At 36.2% G+C, this 19,231-nt stretch carries 19 protein-coding genes and 1 pseudogene; 1 reads left to right on the top strand and 19 read right to left on the bottom strand.

Annotated features, from left to right (window positions below; genetic code table 11):
* Positions 1–3: 3 nt before the first annotated feature.
* Positions 4–498: an RNA polymerase subunit sigma-70 gene (locus DL92_RS0100800; protein ID WP_197027229.1), complete on the bottom strand. Its 495-nt coding sequence runs from the start codon at positions 496–498 to the stop codon at positions 4–6.
* Between DL92_RS0100800 and DL92_RS21775 the strand changes: the two are divergent.
* Positions 426–596, top strand: a pseudogene (locus tag DL92_RS21775) (IS256 family transposase); the annotation flags it as partial. The gene DL92_RS0100800 and the pseudogene DL92_RS21775 overlap by 73 nt on opposite strands.
* 57 nt (positions 597–653) lie before the next feature.
* Here DL92_RS21775 and DL92_RS0100795 read toward each other — a convergent pair.
* The 18 genes from DL92_RS0100795 to DL92_RS0100705 form a co-directional block, all read right to left on the bottom strand.
* Entirely contained in the window at positions 654–1,217 is a 564-nt protein-coding gene (locus DL92_RS0100795) for an HD domain-containing protein (RefSeq protein WP_026666630.1), read from the bottom strand.
* A 500-nt stretch (positions 1,218–1,717) separates the two neighbouring features.
* Positions 1,718–2,320, bottom strand: a complete 603-nt coding sequence (locus DL92_RS0100790; protein WP_026666629.1) for a hypothetical protein — start codon at positions 2,318–2,320, stop codon at positions 1,718–1,720.
* An 85-nt stretch (positions 2,321–2,405) separates the two neighbouring features.
* Positions 2,406–2,738, bottom strand: a complete 333-nt coding sequence (locus DL92_RS17815) for a type III toxin-antitoxin system ToxN/AbiQ family toxin (protein WP_051625191.1) — start codon at positions 2,736–2,738, stop codon at positions 2,406–2,408.
* A 476-nt stretch (positions 2,739–3,214) separates the two neighbouring features.
* Entirely contained in the window at positions 3,215–4,081 is an 867-nt protein-coding gene (locus tag DL92_RS0100780) for an Abi family protein (protein ID WP_051625190.1), read from the bottom strand.
* 232 nt (positions 4,082–4,313) lie between these two features.
* Entirely contained in the window at positions 4,314–5,081 is a 768-nt protein-coding gene (locus tag DL92_RS0100775; protein WP_026666627.1) for a type IV toxin-antitoxin system AbiEi family antitoxin domain-containing protein, read from the bottom strand.
* 182 nt (positions 5,082–5,263) lie between these two features.
* Positions 5,264–5,845, bottom strand: coding sequence for a hypothetical protein (locus DL92_RS0100770; protein WP_026666626.1), 582 nt, complete (start codon positions 5,843–5,845; stop codon positions 5,264–5,266).
* A 35-nt stretch (positions 5,846–5,880) separates the two neighbouring features.
* Positions 5,881–6,048 carry a hypothetical protein gene (locus tag DL92_RS20905; protein WP_155840962.1) on the bottom strand — a complete coding sequence of 56 codons (168 nt, stop codon included), beginning with the start codon at positions 6,046–6,048 and terminating at the stop codon, positions 5,881–5,883.
* A 72-nt stretch (positions 6,049–6,120) separates the two neighbouring features.
* The gene (locus DL92_RS0100760) at positions 6,121–6,318 is read right to left on the bottom strand and encodes a hypothetical protein (RefSeq protein ID WP_026666625.1); all 198 of its coding nucleotides are present in this window, start codon (positions 6,316–6,318) and stop codon (positions 6,121–6,123) included.
* A 99-nt stretch (positions 6,319–6,417) separates the two neighbouring features.
* Positions 6,418–7,026 carry a hypothetical protein gene (locus tag DL92_RS0100755; protein WP_026666624.1) on the bottom strand — a complete coding sequence of 203 codons (609 nt, stop codon included), beginning with the start codon at positions 7,024–7,026 and terminating at the stop codon, positions 6,418–6,420.
* Between the two features lie 18 nt (positions 7,027–7,044).
* Positions 7,045–8,988 (bottom strand): P-loop NTPase fold protein, encoded by a 1,944-nt coding sequence (locus DL92_RS0100750; RefSeq protein WP_026666623.1) that lies wholly within the window; start codon positions 8,986–8,988, stop codon positions 7,045–7,047.
* Positions 8,989–9,096: 108 nt separating this feature from the next.
* The gene (locus DL92_RS21685) at positions 9,097–11,394 is read right to left on the bottom strand and encodes an SEC-C metal-binding domain-containing protein (RefSeq protein ID WP_305879430.1); all 2,298 of its coding nucleotides are present in this window, start codon (positions 11,392–11,394) and stop codon (positions 9,097–9,099) included.
* 106 nt (positions 11,395–11,500) lie between these two features.
* A complete protein-coding gene (locus tag DL92_RS20570; RefSeq protein ID WP_330371010.1) occupies positions 11,501–11,665 on the bottom strand; it encodes a type I restriction-modification system subunit M N-terminal domain-containing protein in 165 nt (54 codons plus the stop codon).
* 143 nt (positions 11,666–11,808) lie between these two features.
* Complete coding sequence (locus tag DL92_RS0100730) at positions 11,809–12,663, bottom strand: hypothetical protein (RefSeq protein WP_026666621.1); 855 nt, start codon at positions 12,661–12,663, stop codon at positions 11,809–11,811.
* Between the two features lie 102 nt (positions 12,664–12,765).
* Complete coding sequence (locus DL92_RS19925; protein WP_051625189.1) at positions 12,766–14,025, bottom strand: hypothetical protein; 1,260 nt, start codon at positions 14,023–14,025, stop codon at positions 12,766–12,768.
* Positions 14,026–14,340: 315 nt separating this feature from the next.
* A complete protein-coding gene (gene rlmD / locus DL92_RS0100720) occupies positions 14,341–15,744 on the bottom strand; it encodes a 23S rRNA (uracil(1939)-C(5))-methyltransferase RlmD (protein ID WP_026666620.1) in 1,404 nt (467 codons plus the stop codon).
* A 9-nt stretch (positions 15,745–15,753) separates the two neighbouring features.
* Complete coding sequence (locus DL92_RS0100715) at positions 15,754–16,020, bottom strand: hypothetical protein (RefSeq protein WP_051625188.1); 267 nt, start codon at positions 16,018–16,020, stop codon at positions 15,754–15,756.
* A 113-nt stretch (positions 16,021–16,133) separates the two neighbouring features.
* Positions 16,134–18,569, bottom strand: coding sequence for an ATP-dependent helicase (locus tag DL92_RS0100710; RefSeq protein ID WP_026666618.1), 2,436 nt, complete (start codon positions 18,567–18,569; stop codon positions 16,134–16,136).
* A 14-nt stretch (positions 18,570–18,583) separates the two neighbouring features.
* Positions 18,584–19,228, bottom strand: a complete 645-nt coding sequence (locus DL92_RS0100705) for a DUF1836 domain-containing protein (protein ID WP_026655161.1) — start codon at positions 19,226–19,228, stop codon at positions 18,584–18,586.
* Positions 19,229–19,231 lie beyond the last annotated feature (3 nt).

Here is a 19,231-nt window from a genome sequence, read left to right as displayed (position 1 = left end):
TGTTTAAAGCGCAATCTTTATTGTCTTCCTATCAGGATTCTTGGCTACTACTCTGTCCTTATCACCATCCGACCAGAACCGATCCATGATATAGCAGTCGTGGCAGCAATACTTCTGGCCCTTCTTCCCATATGATGAAAAGAAGCGGCCACAATAGGCGCAAACCTGATTGTAATAAGCGCCAGCGGATTTATTACCTGCATCAGGATGCTCTTTCCACCATCTTCTCCTGCACTCATCTGAGCAAAAGAGCTTTTTCCCAGAATGAGGCTTTCTTACAAGATGCTTTCCACAATACTTGCAGTTATCAGGAGTATTGCGTTGTTCCCTATAATGCATCTTTACCTGCTCTGCATATCCATCAAAGCCATGTGTCTTACAATAGTACCTGACATTCTCGCAAGAAGTTCCTACTACTATGGCTATACCGCAGATTAAACAAGCAAAGAAGCGTATCCCCAAGCTCACAGGCTCTAATGAAAGCCTTATATTTGGCAACTTTTGAGGCTACCAAGAAATGGACTATGCTAATCAGAAACTGGGGTAAAGTTCGAGGCGAACTTTCAATCATGTATTCTGGCAGACTTTCAGATTAATAAACAAAACCACTATCTCATTATGGGATAGTGGTTATTTGTGTAAACTGGAATTGTTTAACTCTCCAAATCTATCTTTTTAATAGTGTCTTCTAAAATGGCTTCTCGTAATTCTGTAAGCCAAGAGGAAAATGCTACCGTATCAAAAGCATAGGTCTTATTGAGCTCAAATTCATTTTCTGACCAAGTATCAATAGGTGATTCGTTATGCTGAATCAAGGCTTCTAGTTTATCTAACGATTTATATAGCTTAGCTTCCTTGGTTTCTTGTGCATCCATTTCATTATAGAGTTCAGCTATATCTTCAGATAATTCTGTAGGAAGCGATTTTACCCATTGATTTAATAGTGAATCTTCAACTTCTCTATCAGAATCAGTCTTTATAAAGGTCGGTATGTCACCCGTAAAGCACTCCCCAAGATCATGTATAAGGCACATATCAACAACCTTGTTTATGTCTAAATCTTTGAATTCATGTCTTAATAAAAAGGCCATAAGCGAGATTCGCCAACTATGTTCGGCTACACTTTCCGTCCTACGTTTTGTTGTCGTGCAATGTCTTGGTGTATCTTTTAGTCTTTCCGCTACATGCAGTATTTCCAAGTACTCTCTAGCATTCATAGTATCCTCCCTTTAATTATGCCTGTTTGATAAATAGTGATTCTTTTGATAAAAATATTACTCCATTACACTTTCAAAATCCAAGTTTTTATTGACTTACAACATACAGAACTGTATAGTCTAAAAAAGGAAGCAACCAGTCGGATTGCTCCCTCATAAATCTAAATTATCATAGAAGTTCCATATTTACAGAAAATTTTTCATATCGTTAAACTGTATTCACTTTTTAAAATTGATAGGACCGCCGTCTCAACATGCGTAATCATCTATGTTTGCATGTACATATACGGACTAATACTGTATCCCCCGTTGAGAAACATAGAAATTATGGGTGTTAAAAATACTAGGTAAATACATTTTTCTGATATTTACTGTATATGCTACATCTTCCTTTGTACATTCAGATGTATTCTAACCCTCAGTATGTGCTAAAGCCAGAACCAGTCTGCGTTTGCATTAAGAGTTTATGCAGTGCGTAGGGATTTTATTACCTATAAAAGTTAATGGTTGTTTCTTTCGATAGCATTTAACAGTGCTAAAAAGTCTACATACTGATTATAATAACCTTGATTAAGGTCTGCTTCCATAAAATCTCGTATAGCACTTATAACATCCACTTTATCAAGGTTAGATTTAGCACCATCGGAAGCATTATCATGTGCATGATCGTAAGCGGTTAAAATATCATTAAGATTTGCTATCTCGCCTTTGTCTTTTAGATATATCCCATAAGCAAAAGTCTCAATCTCGTTGGCATGTGTTAAATCCACGTCCTTAAGATGAATCTCTTTTACTATAGATTCCGAACCATCCCATGGATAGAGCCTTGCTATATATACTGGATCTTCTTCATTATAATCAGCCGGCTTATAAAAATTGCAGGGCAAATTATTAGGATCACCCTCACTTCCAGAAAGAGCGAAGTTAAGATATGTCTCTCCTACGCCACAATCTTCCTTACTGTGGAATACACTTGGGATAGGATCCTTATAATAGCTGGTTTGTGGAAGACTGGTAGGCGCTTCCATTTTTCTTATAGGTTTGTTAATGTTAGGACGATACATTGTTCCATAGTTAATCCCCGGATTAAATGCAACATTCATAAGATTGCTCCCTTTCAAGAAAAATGCGCATCATTTCATTGGATTTCATTCCGTTGAAAAGACACGCATACCATTGCTATCTTTATTATCGGCAAATATATTTAGAAATATTAGGAATCATATGACTAATCCTTAAAGTCCCCTTTAATTCCTTGACACCATTATTCTTTTCAATCATACGGATTATCGGAACAATGCTCTTCCTTATTACCCTATTTCCACCAGCCATCTGATAATCAGTATCCTTTGGCGATGACATTGGCACAAAATACTTATAACCATTCATCTCTAGAACTGTTCCTATATATTTTCTTGTATGAATCCTATTCTCCACTTTATTTGAATATACGTTTGGTTCTATTATTCTCAAATAATCTATATACTCATCCGTCACACTATAAATCTTAAAATTGTCCATATTACCTCACAAAAATAAGAGGACTGCAACAACAGTCCTCTTAGAGTTTAAGCTTTCCCACTTATATGGTAGGGACTCACCCGAGTTTAAACTTCTCCACTTATATGGCAGGAGCTCTCCCGATTAATTGTATTATAGCATCAGCATCTCAAAAGTCAATTAAATGCACATTTTCAATATCATGGAGTACCACCGTCTCAACCTTCTCGTAGTTCAGTTTCCCTACACTTTCAAAATGGCATAAAAATAACGGTGCCACCTTGCCTGCTAACATCTTTTAACGTTAGCCACAAAGCGCACCGTTAAGCCACTTGTGTTTTTCTATTTAAGTGTGTTCAGTCTTTGTCAGCAATACTACCGTCTCAACATGCGGTACTACTGCAGACAATTTAAACATACTGCGTAGATACTAGGCTTTGATATGTTCACCCCTTTTTACATAGTTTGCGGTGAAGGGGGTTAAGAAATAGCGGACATCATTTATACAACAGCATAGATTTCCATTTATATGGAAAATCAATATGCGCCTCCACTATGTCCGATTTATACTTCCTCATTAGTTTCGCCAACGGTTTTACAAATTCATCATTCCATCTTTTATGATCTGGATACATAAGTTTCAGCATATATAGCTGAGCAAATAATCTTCTTGTAGGTATATATTTTTCGCCTTGTGGCATCCTTGGTAACGCTGTAAATATCCAATAATACAATCTAGAATAATGAGCACATTTATTTCGTAAATCAGTAAGACACCTAAACCAACTATCAAGTACCTGATAATTCACACCATATGTATCTTGTGCAATAGTCGCTTTATCTATATTAGGTAGATCACGATAAAAATATGAAAGCATTCCAATAGAAAAATACTCAATCAATACCCATATTGGAAAATGACCGCCATAATTATTCATATGGTGCTTAACAACAAGAGTACGCTGGTTTTCAGCTATACAGGTTGATACACGTTGCAAAAAAGCATTATGATTATGTTTGCTATTGTAATTTGCACTATCTGTATAACCTTCTGCGTCATACTTCTGAGAATGGTAATACGAAATCTGAGATTTCAAGTATATCTCTATTTCATCTATTGTTCCCATTATCAGCTTTCTTAATTCTGAGTCAAAATGATATATATTCTCTAATTGCTCAAAGCTTGTATCATCATGAAATTTTTTGTCTGTTTTTGAAATAAACGGAAGAAAATATCCCGAAAACCTATAATAGTTAACATGATTGAGAAAAGAAATAACATTGCCACTGTTCTGAATTTTAAGTCCCTTATTTCTTAATATTTCAACCTGCTCCTTATAAGTCTTAGACTTTTTAAGTTGCATAATAACCCCTAAAATAAAAATGTGCTCCCATTGGACACTTCAAAGAGAGGTGTGGGAGCTCCTGTTAGTTTCATTATAACAAAAGCTACTATTTTTTCAATAGCATTTTTCGCCATCCATTTTCGTCAGATAGATTGTGTAGTTTATCTTACGAACAACTTCTCGTATTCCCTAGTTTCAGTATCAATTATGATCATAGTATCCCCTTGCTTTATTATCAAGCTCTTGTCTATTAAATGTTGGCATCTAAAAATTCCCCATTCTTTATGTATTTAATATTTTCCGGATAAACGAGTTTCCATCTTCTTGAATATGCTACTTCTATTGCATCTTCAGTCAAATAACGTTTTGAATTTCCAATCATATCTTCGCATGCATTTAAGAAATCAGTGCTTATGCCAAGCTCCTCCTGAAATAATTCAGTTAGAAAACCTACCTTCTGACACAAAAATATGCTGTCGTATTTTCTAAGATATTTCAATATTTTTTCTTCATCAAGAAGTTTAAAAGAAGTCATGCAAGAAATAACCTCTTCCAGTCCTGCAATACGATTCATGTCTTTAATTGAATCAAGCATTGTCTGCTCTTTATCTGTTATCTTGATACCACCACTATATTCGGGAGTGTAAACGCCATCAGTGATTTTAGCGCGGATAAAATGATAGTTATATCCATCAAAATAGAAATCTTGAAATCGTGTCTGTGAACTAACATATACTTCATTAAAGACCTGATCTGATACTCCATAGTACTCAAACGCTGAATGATGCGATACATAAGATGTCGATGTTATAGCACTTGCAATCTGAAATCGATCAGCTACTGGTCCACCATTTTCTCCACTTACGCATGTATATAAGCCATTGCGTATTTTAAGCACCTTGCCACTTCCCATCATCTTTTCAAGAGAAACGCGGGCGGTGCGCGCATTTTCTATATACGTGCAAACATCTTCAATTGAAAACACTGGATGCTTTAGTAATTCAAAATAAATGTCCATGATATGGCTACTCCAAGTTTAATTTCAGTATATTTCTTCTTGTATTTACTGTATTATCGTACCTATTCTAAACTTAACTCATCAAAATCATACTGTCAAGTTGATTTTGAGTATATTATTACAATATAATCGAGATATTTAATACTCATTTTCAACGCTCACTAAACATTGCCATCGTAAACTTATTTTCTTTCACCAACCTTCAAAAGCTTAAACGCTTTGACTGAAATGAAAATAGCATAAAGCGAAACAAAAAACATGCAAATATACAGGATAATTTTTATAGTTCCCATAGCTGTTACTCTTTCAATTATAGATACATCAACGTCCTGCTTATTAACAACAGTTTTATACTGAAATCCATCTTTATCACAATCATAAAAGCTCGCCTCTGTACCAAAGCATTCATATCCATATGGATCAACTTTTATAATCTTTCCGTTTTTGGGAGACACATATCCCCTAACCTCATATGCCAAGTATTCCATGTGGCCATCATCATCCGTGTCGCTATCTACATCAATTAATAGATTCCAGTAGTATACCTCTCCATCTTCATCTTCTACCTTCACCAATTTTGTCACATTTTCATTATGAGGAACGTTTGTATTTACATCTAAAAAAATGCTGTATGAAACAGCCAGAAATCCTATGATAGGAGCAAACAGTAACCACTTATACTCACTTACAAGTTTACACTTAGGATAATCGCCAATAACTGCGATACTAGCAAGAAACGCTAAAAAGCCAATTGTCATACCCATTATTCCCACTCCTATTCAACTTCGCTAAAACTTTCCTATTTCAGCTCTAGCCATTCGACATTTTTGCCTTGTTTTATGAAATCCGTTAACCCTTCTTCCTTTTCTTTTTCTACAATCATTTGTTCAATCTCATCCAACGTATAAATGTGTAATGCATTTTCATCAAAAAATTTTTTAAGCGGATGTGAATCATCATACTGCATACTATCTTTAATGAGTTTTCTGTAAAAATATATCTGTTCACCTTCAATCCAGCTTTCACTGGCATCACCATCCTACTTAGCGTATGTATAAACATTATCCGCAAAATCTTCAATACTATTATTAAAATCAAATTCTAAGAAAGCATACTCTCCAACTATATCATTAGGGCAAATATGAGAATCCCCTTTAAACCATAGATCTCCACCTGGAACAATACAGTCTGTCGTTTCATCAGAGAATATATAATGCCATTTTCCAACTGAATCCACAAAACTTTTCTTAAAGCCATGGTAAGCTCTGCCTTAAATTCAATAGTTCATTACCCAATCATCCACATATAAATTCTTACACTATCTATATCCTCGTTTCTATTTTTTCTTTCCATAGCTCTTAAGGAAATACTTCTTTCCAAGTTGCCACATATACTTATCAATTTCTTTCAAATTATATTGGTCAAGGTTATAAAAAGCCCTAAAATCAATAAGCGTTCTTTTAAACTTTGCATATTCCTTTAGTTCCGGAGTCTTAAATGATGCAAAACCATCACAATCTCTGAAGTAGCATAACATTTTTTCTACGTAGCTATCATAAATCGGATAATCTAGCGGTTTGTGATGGCTACAATACTTTGTGGCAAAAGAATAAAAGTTCTTCTCAACGCCATCTTTAATAGTTACTTTCTGTATTTCAGATACAAGCGCAGCATCGCCCAATTTTAGCCTATCATCTATATTCAAGGATAAAATATGCTTTGCAACAGGATATACCGAAAATATATTTGTGCTATAAAAATCATTCAGTGCAGCAACTTTCAAAAGTATATCCGGCATTTCTTTATTCTCCGGGCAAAGTGTGAAGAAAAGTTTATCAAGCGCATCTTCCTGAAGATGATAGTTTTCCAATTTATCCCATGCTTGTAAATAATACTCCACCTGTTCAGAGGAAGGCTTCGGCACATTTGTTTTTACAGCCTTCATACAATTTACTCCTCCTTATTAATCGGAATTACCTTCCGGATCTTCTTGATCAATATCATCATAGGATTTCAGCCCCTCTTGATATTCTTTACCAGTATTGATCATATATGTTTCTTTTATTTGCCAAATAACATACTCTAATGCCTTTCGCTTTATCAGATCAACTTCTTTGGAAGGATCAAGATTTTTACATATTTCTTCCATTACCGGCCAATCTAACTTAAAACTATTTTTCCTTATATTCTGTGGATATAGCTTCCACATCCATGATCTGAAATCATGGATAGTTCTTGATGAACTTCTTTCCATTGCTTCAATCCATAAATTAGAAGTTGCTAACGAGAACACCGCAATATCTCTAGTATATATATCTCCAGATTGCTGAATAAATTCATCTAATAGATCAACCCATTTTTCTTTGGCCAAAATAGATATAATGTTATCCTTATTTTTATCTTCACCACTGTTCCCAGTATCTATATCAATCAAAGAAATATATTCTTTAACTCTCTCAACGACATTCTTTTCAGATATATGATTGAGTGGAAATTCGAGTAAAAATTCCGTTCCATCTATATTTATGTTATATGACATTGCATCAATAAATTTTTTTGAAATCTCCTTAGAAAAACCAATATCTTCTAATTTAGCTAGTAATATAAGCATTCTTTCATATATATCTTTTGGATATTTGTTTTTCTCTAATCTATCAAGTATTTCATCCAGCATTTCTTCACATTTAGCCTGTGTAAGATTGTAATAATCTTCTGATAATTTTGAATAAGGATCATCCCTATCAATAGAATTTTTATAGATTCTATTGATATCTTCGACATCAACCTTAAAATCTACAAAATAAAACTGTCCGCTCTCTACAAATTCTTGAATTGTTTTCGAACGAGGTTCTGCCTTTTGAAATATCCTATATCCAAGCTCATCATCCGTTTTGTTGTAATTACTTTTTAATCTCACTGCGCAATCAAAACATTCTGAAACAACATAATTTTGAATCTTGTCAGAATACTCTTGTTCCACCGAAATTCTATTTAACTCAGAAAGGAGGAACGATACTTTTGAAAGAAAAAACTGAATAGTTCTAAGATTATGATGATTATAATAATCCATCTTTTCTTTTAAAACAGAATAATTACGAATAATAACTTGCTCAACTTGTTCAGGATACTCCGCATTCTTCAATATTTCTTTAGTAATAGATTCAATATCTGATTCATATTTGTATGATACCCCAATAAGTTTCTCGCGAATTTTTTTATAATCAATATTTGATTCCTGAACAGGAAAAAGCTTTTTCCTTCTAAAATTCAATTCTTCGATAGAAATTTTAGAAGAATCGCCTTCCTTAAATAATGAATAAAAGTCTCGTTTCCCTTCATACTTAGGCCAGTCAACATCAGTATCTAAGGCAACAATATATTGTTGTTCAAGATTATTCGGTCGGACCTCATATGATATCTCTTTTTCATTTGCAACAATGATAACTTTTGCATTTTGATGCTCTACAATTTCATTTATTAGCCCAAACACTACATTTAATTGGCAATCACACCTTTCAAGATCATCAAAAATATAGAGGCTTTTACTAAAATCAATCCAATCCCAACAAAAAGATGTAATCGAGATATTCGGAATTATATTTATTTTGTCAGTAATTGCTTCGCATATCGCTTTTCCGCTATTTTTTATCGTGTCTATTTTTTTTATTTCACTCTTATCTTTATTAAAAAAGACACTAAAAAGAATTTTTTCTTTCACTTCTTCAATAGTTTTACACCCATATAAGCTGATATATTTAATAGACTCGTCAACTAAGGCAGCTCTCAAAGTATTTTTTACAAAAAAGGTCTTTCCACATCCCCATTCTCCATCAATCAATACCGCATAATTATAGAGTTTATCGTTCAAATATCGTTTAATGCCTTGAATAATCTGTTGTTCGTTCAAAAGATATACCCCCATACAGTTTTTTAATATCTAAGCTTTCAGTTCGATCATTCCTCGATTAAAAGCATTCATAATTTGACCTCCAAAAGTCAAATACATGTACACTTTTTATGGCTTACCACAACATTTCTTGTATTTTTTTCCAGATCCACATGGACATGAATCGTTCGGATATATTTTCTTACCCGCCCATCTATTTCTAGCCATTTGTATTTTTCTTTGTTCAAGAATATACTGACTATATTTTTTTACTCCTTCATATTCATCGTCTTTAATGTCTTCACGCGTTAACTTCTTGTACTTCACTCCATTAACATGGCCATCTGAAGAACAATTCAAATCAATTCTCCAGCACTCATCTAATGAAGAATTTATAAGATTTGCAAGCAAATAATTATCTCGTTGTTCATCATCCAAACCTTGTATTTTTGAGTCTTCAACATAGCATGCAAGCATCATAGACTCGCCACTCAGGTACAATGGTATCATCCTTTTAAGCTCTCGTTGCCTTTTCATCAGGGGCAGAATTTGAGAATCTACCTGTTCTCTGGTTTGAAAGGTCCAATTTAAAACAAAGCTTGAGAACTCTATACATCCGCGTGGTTTTTCTTTTTCTAACAAACGTATTATTTCATTGATTCTTTCCGGAATTTGTTGGGATGGCTTCTCCGCACTAAGCAATGGTTCATGTAAACCATTAAAATACTGATCCAATTCTTCTCTAAAACCATCAGGTATAAACAAATAATTCTCATCCGCTGCATTTTCATGCACCATTTCTGTATAAAGATTCTGAGAAATATACATTCCAAGATGGTCAAGTTCATCAAAAGTTTGAAGCATTTTTATAGAAGAGGCCTTAACCCTTTCTTGCAAAAAATGCATGAATTCCAGTGAAGAATCAAAGTATTCAACATACAATTCGAGGTCGTCAATATTTATAGTAATTATACCGACGCCGACATCCAAAAAATGCATTTGTTGTATCCTGCATTCAAATTCATCTATGTTATCTACAGTCACAACAAAAGAATAATAGTATTTATAGTCTTTATTTGATATCGTAAACTGAGGTTCTTTATCTTCGTTGTAAAAAGTAGCATTATCCCTACTCTTAATATAATTTATTGTTCTCTCAGCCTGTGAATTAGCCCTTCCAATTAGATCCGTAAATGATTTTTTATGAGAAGCGTAATCTATAATTGCTGGCCTTGGCGTAAATTTTCCAGCTTTTACTTCGATCACTATTAAGCATTCATCATAAGAAAGCAATATATCATTTTCATCCATTTGTTTTGTAGAATTTCTAACCGGATAATAATTGCCTTCATGAATATCTGCTGAAGGAAAAATTTTCTTAAACAATGATGAAACATACTGCTCACTTGCTATTTTCTGATACTTCTGCCAATCATCTTTTGTAAGCTTATCTGCCCTAAATATAGCATCTTGAATAGCCCTATAGAAATTATCAAATAAACTGTAGTAATCAAAGCAATAGCTTACGTCATTAATAATAATAAATGGCCTTTTTTGTATTGGCAGTTCGTTTATAGGCCACCATGCATAGAATTCATCATTGCTGAATGTCCCCTCATACTCTCCAATTCTCCATGATAGGGACTCTATCAGTGCATCGCTCCACCCTGTAATCTTTTTTACATTAAAAGCAGCATCGCCGGCACATAATGACATGATTTGTTTCATGTCATCGTTATTATTTATTTCCTCAAGAATCTGATGTTGCTTTTCTTTGCTCTTCCCTTTACTTCTGTCATAATAAAATTCATACTTTCCAAAAAGAGTCTTAAAAGCTTCAAATCGTTGTGACGATAATGCATACTCAAGCTTATGAAGCCCTTCTGCTATACTTGCTGTAGACTCGCCAAATTCGTCATTAAGAACCTTTTCATGTGTTTCAAGGAGATGCACTATACCATTTGTTTGTTGAAATTGATATCTATTTCCCCTGACATTACCAGCCATTTGTGATTCTAAAATATAAGTAATATCATCTGTAGACAGGATATCCGAAGCAATACTTTCTTTAGCAGCCCACGCCATATAATACTGATACATTTGTGTATACAGCGCTTCTATGTCATCTAATAAGTTTTCAACTATCTTCCTACTAATTTTTTTATGTCCTACCTCCATTTTCTCAGCAGCATATAAGCTCTGAATATACTCAACGCCTCTAATAGCAAGCGAATTATCAGAGACTTCTTCCCCAACATAGTGTACCTGCTTCAACTGATTTCTATCGGCCACACTAACCAATAACTGCAAAGGTTCATATTTTTTAACAGTACTACGAATCTTTTCAATCTTCTTATTAATTGAAACGACTGTATCGTCATAACTACTCGCCAATAACTCCGCTCCAACATTACTATTTTCAACCATCCCCTGCATAAATCTCCATTTCTATTCAACTGGTTTTGAGTAAATATCCTCTACATACATCTCAGGAGTTGCCTCTTCAATAACACCTGATTTAGGATCATAAATCTTAGGCATCCTTTGTGTCTGCTAATATGCAGTCAAATCTCCTAATAACTGTAAGTGGCAGAATAACCTCACCATACTCGTGTGGCTTATAGACTCCAGTAAGTTTATCAGCTATAGCCCAGATAAGATCCTCTTTCTGATCGATTTTTGCACTTCTATTTGCCATGGTACTGAACCTCCACATGTTGTAATCATCTATTATTTATTTTACGAGATATAGTGTCTCTCGTAAAATAAAAACTGAAATAAAAACTGCAGACCAAAGCCTACAGTTTTTGTTTAATAATATTTCAATAACAATTATAATATTTAAATCATTTTCTCAGAATACTCTTCCCAGTACTTTTCCTGATTTTCCCATTCATGACAATATATGTACAAGAGAATACATTCTATTTCCTGCTTCTTTCCTTTGATAAAGGGTTTCTTAGGCATTTCTCTATATAACATGTCTAACCCAAACAGGTTGCTTTTTTGTTTATAATCATAATCATATAAGAAAGAATTTGACATTTTAAATTTTCCATCTTGTTTACTATATTCATCATAGTACTCTGATCTTTTTTTATGAGTCTTAGGCCATCTGTCTGGATCATCCAAAAAAGAGAATATGTATTCCGAGCAAAAATCATACATATTTACGCCGTATTTAATGTATGTTTTGCTAATCCATTCATCAATACTATCAGTAATATGTGGTATTTCAAACTCTTCTGAAATCAAGCTTCTTGCATGATGCTCATCTTTTATAAAGCGAAACAACATCTCCGACTGTGATTTCATGAAATCATACTTTTTTACTACTTTTGGGTATAACTCATATGATAATGCTCTGAACTCAGCTTCTGAATCATATAGCAGAAAATATGGATCCTTAATCATCCTTGGTATTGTCGTGCTTAAATACCTTCCATAAGAAGAATACATATCCACAAGCCACTCCTGTATCTCATCTGAATATTTCCCGAGTGTACGAGCGTACTTTTCTATTTTTTCATCATGCAAAAATGTCTTTTCTTCACCGGCTGTAGTCTCAAGATAATTATTGAAATACTCAAACACATAATTCACACAGATTCTAGTATTCTCAGCTCTTTTGTCCTTATCAAACTCATTGATACCATCTTCCGTTTTTCTCTTAAGAATGTATTCCTCAAGTCTCATAGCTTTATTTCCTTATTCGTTTTCTTTTATAATTTACTACAAATACGTGGAAGATAATCCAGACAGCCCTATGTAAAAATGCAGGCTGGCACGTACAGCTTTTTAAACCTTTTCTATAATACTACTTGATATAAGTAATTCTTTTATTGATTCATATGTCTTTGTTTTATATGAAATTTCCAAATAAGGAATATTGTGAGCGTTAACATAATCACGTTTTAATTCATCATTCTTTTTCTGCCGTTCAAAACCTGTCTTTCCTCCAAATTCATCAACCGGCATATAATGTTGTTCACCTTGGCACTCTATTAGAGCCTTCAAATTCCCATTATCATCCTTAATGGCAAAATCAAATCTTAATAAGTTTTTGCCAGCAGCACCATACAGATCAGAAAAACTATACTCTACCTCATAATTAATCTTGTTTTCTATAAGCAGCTTGCAAACAATCCATTGAAAAGAAGATATTTCGTGGCAATCACAAAATAGATCACTCCAATACCCAAAATACGCATGATATCCATATTCTGTTGGAGGATAAATTCCAAATTTATCGCAAGTAACAAGCTGTTCCTTTCCACAACATTTGCATTTACACTTATACTGTTTATAAACAGTAATAGCTGACCATATTTTATTGTGGCGTTGCGTGAAATGATAACGTGGTTGACTTTCAAGATGATCATTAACGCAACTTTCTACAAATAATGACTCATACTGCAATCCTGTAAAATCCTCATCATAATTCTCTGCATATACCCTAGGGAGATCAGCTACAATACCTTGGAACTTTTTCTCCTTCTCTAAGAGTTGCTTTGTTTTGTAATCATTATATTTGCCACAATAGTCATCCGCCGGAAGACATTCCTCCTTATCCTTCAATACGACATTTTCTTGATTCTCATATTTCTGCTGTTTGCGATACGTAGCATTTTGTGCTTTGATGCTGTATGTATACTTTGTTGAAATCGGAACCGGATAATAACAAAATCTAGGTTTTGATTCTATTGTTTCCTCATTATAGAAATGTACCATGCCACATTTGCATTGACACTTATAATGCTTTTTTAGTTTGTTTGATACAATTTTTATTTCTTTTGCCTCGGAAGCAGTAGCCCACTGTATCCTTCTCAACCTTGGAATAAACCCAGGTTCACAAGCAGAATAATTATGATTAACATATGCCTCAAACTGCTCTGGATATTGCTCTTTTATTTCTTTCAGTTCATCCTTATATGGTTTTATCTTATCTTGCAAGAGCCTGGCTTTTTCTTGCAAATCTTTATATAGCTCTGTGTGAAAGTATTCTTCGCCTTCATCAATAATTGTCAAGCATCCATATTTTTCATTACACTTTATCATCGTGTTCTCCAATAATATAAATCTTACTTTCAAAAAAGGAAGCCTGCGTGTACACAGTCTTCCTTTAACGCCATTCATTGTCCGCCAATATCTACCTCTGCTCCATACCTCTCCGCGGAGTTAAATACTGATAAAGACATCAAGATAAATCTTGGCGTACGATGTAAAATCCTTATATATTTGCGTACAACAACCTTGTCCGCAGATATGTATTTTTCCATATCCCCTTAGCTTCATTGTCCGCCAAAAGTACATAATTTTTGCTTCGATTTTAGTCGATTTGTTTCCTTGTAAATTACCCTCAAACCCGCATGGTTATGCGGTTGTCTTAGTGAGCAACACTACAGTCTCAACATGGCTTGTCCAGGGGAATTGATCATGAGCGACAGCCCTGGTCATGACGTATCCATTCTCCTGAAGTATCTCGAGGTCGCGTGCAAGGCTTGTGGGCTTGCACGAAACGTAAATAATATATGGCACGCCGTAGCCGATAATCTTGGTGAGTGCCTTAGGATTGATTCCGTCGCGGGGCGGATCGAGAATAATAAGATCGGGTTTCTCCTCAATCTCATCAAGAACCTTCAACACGTCGCCTGCGATGAAATGGCAATTATCAAGATGATTGAGCTTCGCATTTTCTTTAGCGGCTTCAACAGCTTCCTCAACTATCTCAACGCCGATAACCTTGTTGGCAACAGGCGCAAGAAGCTGAGCAATAGTACCAGTTCCCGAATAAAGATCGAATATTACCCCGTCATTTCCGATCTTGCCCTGATCGTACAGACTCTTGATATATCCGCGGACAGTCTTATACAGCACTTCTGCGCTCAGGCTGTTCGTCTGGAAGAACGAAAACGGACTGATTTTAAATTTAAGTCCCAAAAGATATTCGTAGAAATAGTCCTGTCCAAACAGGATATCGGTTCCTTCATCAATGACCGCATCCGCAAGACTGTCATTCTTTGTATGAAGGATTCCGACAATTCTGCCGCTCAGACTCAGATTAAGAAGCGCATCCTTGAATCCCTCAAGATCATGTTCTTCCTGAGTTGTTGTAATCAGATCAACCAGAATGTCGCCGGTTTTAACGGCACGTCTTACAAGCAGGTGCCTCAAATAGCCTTCCTGCTTCATTCTGTGATAAAAAGATATTTCCTTCCTCTCATACATGGGAGTGAAATAATCAAGCGTAGCGCTCAGAATTGCCTTGTAATCATCGTCAACAATACGGCATCCCGAGACAGTCACGATGTCATAAAAACTTCCTTTTTTGTGCATACCAAGACAAAGAGGTCCGCCTACGACTTCATCACCGAAGCTGAACTCCATCTTATTTCTGTATGCAAATTTTACGGGGCTGGTCTTTATGCCTTCCCAGGTAACTTTTGAGCTCTGTCTCTCAATGGCAGGCTTAAGTATACTTCTGACCTGCTGTTCCTTGAGTCCGAGCTGCTTTACGTAAGGCATGGTAAGATAACTACAGCCTCCGCATTTCCCGAAATGGATGCAGGGGCTTTCAACGTAGTCCGGAGATTCTTCCAAAACTTCGAGAAGTCTTCCCTCAGCTCTGTCTTTTCTCACTTTTTGAATTTGTACAGAGACCTTCTGATCGGGAAGGACGCCCTTAACGACGACCTTTCCCTCCGGGGTCTCAATTATTCCCTTATTGGGAAATTCCACTCTTTTAACTGTTCCTGATATAACTTCTTTTTTCTTCACGGCCTGTTCTTAGCTTTCTCTCATAAATTCTTCGTCATCAAAATCATCGTCGAAGTCATCAAAATCATCATCGTAGAAATCATCTTCGTAAGCCGGTGTCATGTAGCGGTATACCATATAAGCAATGATGGCAACTGCCGATACAGAGCCGATAACCGCAAGCACCCACAGAATCACGTTGGAAGGCTTCTTTGCATTTGCAGCCGCTCTCTTATCGAGAAGTTCGTTAATTCGTGTCATTTCAATAATATCGTCAATCTTAGATTTCACTTCCATAAGTGACCCCTTTCTCATAAAAAAATTATTCAAAATACATAACATGCAAGCATGTACGTATTATGGACTTTTATACCCTATATCATTCAGTATACCACAATACCACACCTTATTCAGATTTTCTTCAGCTTGGCAAATGCCGCATACATGATTTTCTGTCCGCATTCATCAAAATTAACGGTAACCTTATAGTCTCTTGGTCCCTGTTCAAGCGAAGTAACAACGCCGACGCCATACTTTATATGACTGACTTTATCTCCCACGCCGTACTCAGGCTTTCCGCCCGTTGTAGGCATTCCCTTGGAAAGACCTGCAAGAGAACCTCTTGCATAAGTCTTCGCCGCAGATGCGATATAAGGCTTTTCTGTCGGAACAGCCCTTTTCTCCTTCTTAGGCGGCTTAGGCACTGCCTTTATCCTGTATGTATTTGCAAGCTCCGACCTTCCGACAACATGCTTGCCCGAAGAACCTGCGCCAAATCCCTTGGCATAAGACGCCTTGATCCCTGAATTTGAATTTGAACTTCCGAAAGTATCTTCAACACTCTCATAATCATCGATCGTATCACCGTCATCGAAAAGAAATTCCGGCTTACTCTCGGCACCCGATCTTTCGATCATCGTATGAGGAATCTCGGAAATAAATCTGCTGAGACGATTAAACTGCGTCTCTCCACGAACCATCCTTCTCTTTGCTGCAGTGAGTGTCAAATGCCTCTTGGCTCTTGTAATTCCAACATAGCAAAGTCTTCTCTCTTCCTCGATACCCTCAGGATCCGCATCCTCGGTAGCAAGTGCCATATATGAAGGGAAAACTCCCTCTTCCATTCCGGCAAGATATACGTGCTCAAACTCAAGTCCCTTGGCACTGTGAAGAGTCATAAGAAGAACTTTCTCATTGTCCTCACCAATCCTGTCTATATCCGCAACAAGAGCAACCTCTTCAAGGAATCCCGAAAGAGTAGGTTCCTCTTCCTCCATATTTTCCTCATACGCAGCTATCTTGGAAATAAGCTCGTCCACGTTCTGCGCCCTGTCATTGTCTTCATTCTCATCGTCATCCAAAGTCTTAAGATAATCCATATACCCTATGACATCGATAACATCCTTTAAGAGCTCCTCAAGCGAATAAGTCTTCATCTTGGTTCTGAACGCTCTTATCATTGTAACAAAGTCACTAAGCTTACTTACGCTCCTCGAAACAGCCATTATCTGGTCCGCTTCGCAAAGAGCATCATAAAAGCTTATCTGCCTCTCATCGGCATAAGCCTGAACATAATCCACAGTGGTCTGACCGATGCCCCTCTTGGGAACATTGATGATTCTTCTTACCGCAACATCATCAAGACCGTTATCAATCGTTTTAAGGTATGCCAAAAGATCTTTTATCTCGCGTCTTGCATAGAAATTCGTTCCGCCTACTATATCATAAGGAATTCCTTCAACGACAAAACGCTCTTCTATAAGTCGTGACTGGGCATTTGTCCTATACAGGATTGCCGTATCACTGTAGTTAAGCTTCCCGTTTCTCTTAAGCTTACCAATGTCGCTCGCAATAAATTCAGCTTCATCATAAGCTGTATCAAACTGCTTTAATTTAACGATATCGCCGTCTTTAATTTCAGTCCAAAGAGCTTTCTCCTTGCGACCTCCGTTATTGCTGATAACCGCATTTGCTGCATCAAGGATCTGCTGCGTCGACCTGTAGTTCTGCTCTAATTTAATGACAACGGCGTCTTTATAAACCTTCTCAAAATCAAGAATATTCCTAATATTAGCGCCTCTGAAGCGATAGATACTCTGATCGTCGTCACCTACAACGCAAAGGTTTCTGTATTTATCGGCAAGTACACGGATAAGCTCAAACTGTGCATTGTTTGTATCCTGATACTCATCGACCATTATGTACTTAAAGCGCTCCTGATAACTGTCAAGAACATCCGGATTTGTCTTAAAGAGTTCGACCGTCTTCATGATAAGATCGTCAAAATCCATCGCATTGTTCTTTTTAAGAGCGTTTTGATACTCAGTGTATGCCTTGGATATCCTGACTTTAATAAAGTCATTCTGCGTATTGAGAGCATATTCCTCAGGCGTAACAAGATTGTCCTTGCATGTGGATATGCTTCCCATGATTCTCTTAAGCTTAAGCTGAGTGGTCTCGAGCTGATACTTTTTGCAGATATCCTTCATAAGGCTCTTGGAATCATCCGTATCATAGATTGTAAAATTGTTCCCGAAGCCGATCCTGTCAGCGTATCTTCTGAGTATCTTAACGCAGCTTGAATGGAAAGTTGAAACCCAGATACTCTCTGCGCCAAAGCCGACAATCTTATCGACCCTTTCTCTCATCTCTCCCGCTGCCTTATTTGTAAATGTGATTGCCATGATATTCCAGGGATTTACTCCGCACTCATCAATAAGATAAGCAACCCTGTGAGTCAAAACCCTGGTCTTACCCGATCCTGCTCCCGCAAGAATAAGCACAGGGCCGTCTGTCTGAAGAACAGCCTTTTTCTGCTGTGAATTAAGTGTATCGTATATTCCCATCTATAAATAAATCCTTACTTCTTTTTCTTTTCCTTTGGAGTTTTCTCTTTATCCTTGGATTCTTTGTCCATGGTGTTGTCTATTATCTTCTCGATCAGAAGCTTTTTTACATATACATCGTATGAAAGAAGAATAATAAAAGAAAACATCTGCATCCTTTTCTCTTCTTCTTCGGAAAGTCCTGCATCATCAAATGTCTCAAGCGATCTCTCGTACTTTTTCTTAAGATCTTCTATAACAGGTTCAAGTTCCTCTTCCTGAAGCGCAAAAGCACGCTCATAGATACTTCCGAGATTAAGCTCATCATCGCTTACATGAAATCTTTCTTTTAAAGGTTCAAGCAAAGTCTGTATGTCGTTTATCGACAAGATATTTTTAAGATAATAAATAAAAATAAGCAAAATGATATGATCTTTTGAATACTTCTTCCTAATGGGAGGCGGCAAAAGATCGTTCTTTGCATAGTTATTTATCATTGTCTTAGTAAGTATCTTATCCGTGTCGGGATGACGTGTTGACCTCTTAAGACGCTCATCCATAAATGTGGTGAGCTGATCCATATACAGGTCAATATTTGGGATGTCATCCAGCGAAATAGCATTTATTCTGCCAAGTGACGCTATCACACTGTTGATAAGGTCGTCATTATCTATAGTCATTAT

The sequence above is a fragment of the Butyrivibrio sp. AE2005 genome, from assembly GCF_000686965.1.
GTDB lineage: Bacteria > Bacillota > Clostridia > Lachnospirales > Lachnospiraceae > Butyrivibrio > Butyrivibrio hungatei_A.
Note: the sequence above shows the minus strand (reverse complement) of the source record. Positions and strands in the feature narration are given on the sequence as shown.

Excerpts from the sequence above, each read along its gene's own strand:
- DL92_RS0100775 (WP_026666627.1), bottom strand. The coding sequence starts at position 5,081 with ATGGACATTTATTTTGAATTACTAAAGCATCCAGTGTTTTCAATTGAA.
- DL92_RS0100730 (WP_026666621.1), bottom strand. The coding sequence starts at position 12,663 with ATGAGACTTGAGGAATACATTCTTAAGAGAAAAACGGAAGATGGTATC.
- DL92_RS0100715 (WP_051625188.1), bottom strand. The coding sequence starts at position 16,020 with ATGGAAGTGAAATCTAAGATTGACGATATTATTGAAATGACACGAATT.
- DL92_RS20905 (WP_155840962.1), bottom strand. The coding sequence starts at position 6,048 with ATGCAGTATGATGATTCACATCCGCTTAAAAAATTTTTTGATGAAAAT.
- DL92_RS21685 (WP_305879430.1), bottom strand. The coding sequence starts at position 11,394 with ATGGTTGAAAATAGTAATGTTGGAGCGGAGTTATTGGCGAGTAGTTAT.
- DL92_RS20570 (WP_330371010.1), bottom strand. The coding sequence starts at position 11,665 with ATGGCAAATAGAAGTGCAAAAATCGATCAGAAAGAGGATCTTATCTGG.
- DL92_RS19925 (WP_051625189.1), bottom strand. The coding sequence starts at position 14,025 with ATGATAAAGTGTAATGAAAAATATGGATGCTTGACAATTATTGATGAA.
- DL92_RS0100770 (WP_026666626.1), bottom strand. The coding sequence starts at position 5,845 with ATGGGTATGACAATTGGCTTTTTAGCGTTTCTTGCTAGTATCGCAGTT.
- DL92_RS17815 (WP_051625191.1), bottom strand. The coding sequence starts at position 2,738 with ATGGACAATTTTAAGATTTATAGTGTGACGGATGAGTATATAGATTAT.
- DL92_RS0100790 (WP_026666629.1), bottom strand. The coding sequence starts at position 2,320 with ATGAATGTTGCATTTAATCCGGGGATTAACTATGGAACAATGTATCGT.
- DL92_RS0100705 (WP_026655161.1), bottom strand. The coding sequence starts at position 19,228 with ATGACTATAGATAATGACGACCTTATCAACAGTGTGATAGCGTCACTT.
- DL92_RS0100755 (WP_026666624.1), bottom strand. The coding sequence starts at position 7,026 with ATGAAGGCTGTAAAAACAAATGTGCCGAAGCCTTCCTCTGAACAGGTG.
- DL92_RS0100780 (WP_051625190.1), bottom strand. The coding sequence starts at position 4,081 with ATGCAACTTAAAAAGTCTAAGACTTATAAGGAGCAGGTTGAAATATTA.
- DL92_RS0100795 (WP_026666630.1), bottom strand. The coding sequence starts at position 1,217 with ATGAATGCTAGAGAGTACTTGGAAATACTGCATGTAGCGGAAAGACTA.
- DL92_RS0100710 (WP_026666618.1), bottom strand. The coding sequence starts at position 18,569 with ATGGGAATATACGATACACTTAATTCACAGCAGAAAAAGGCTGTTCTT.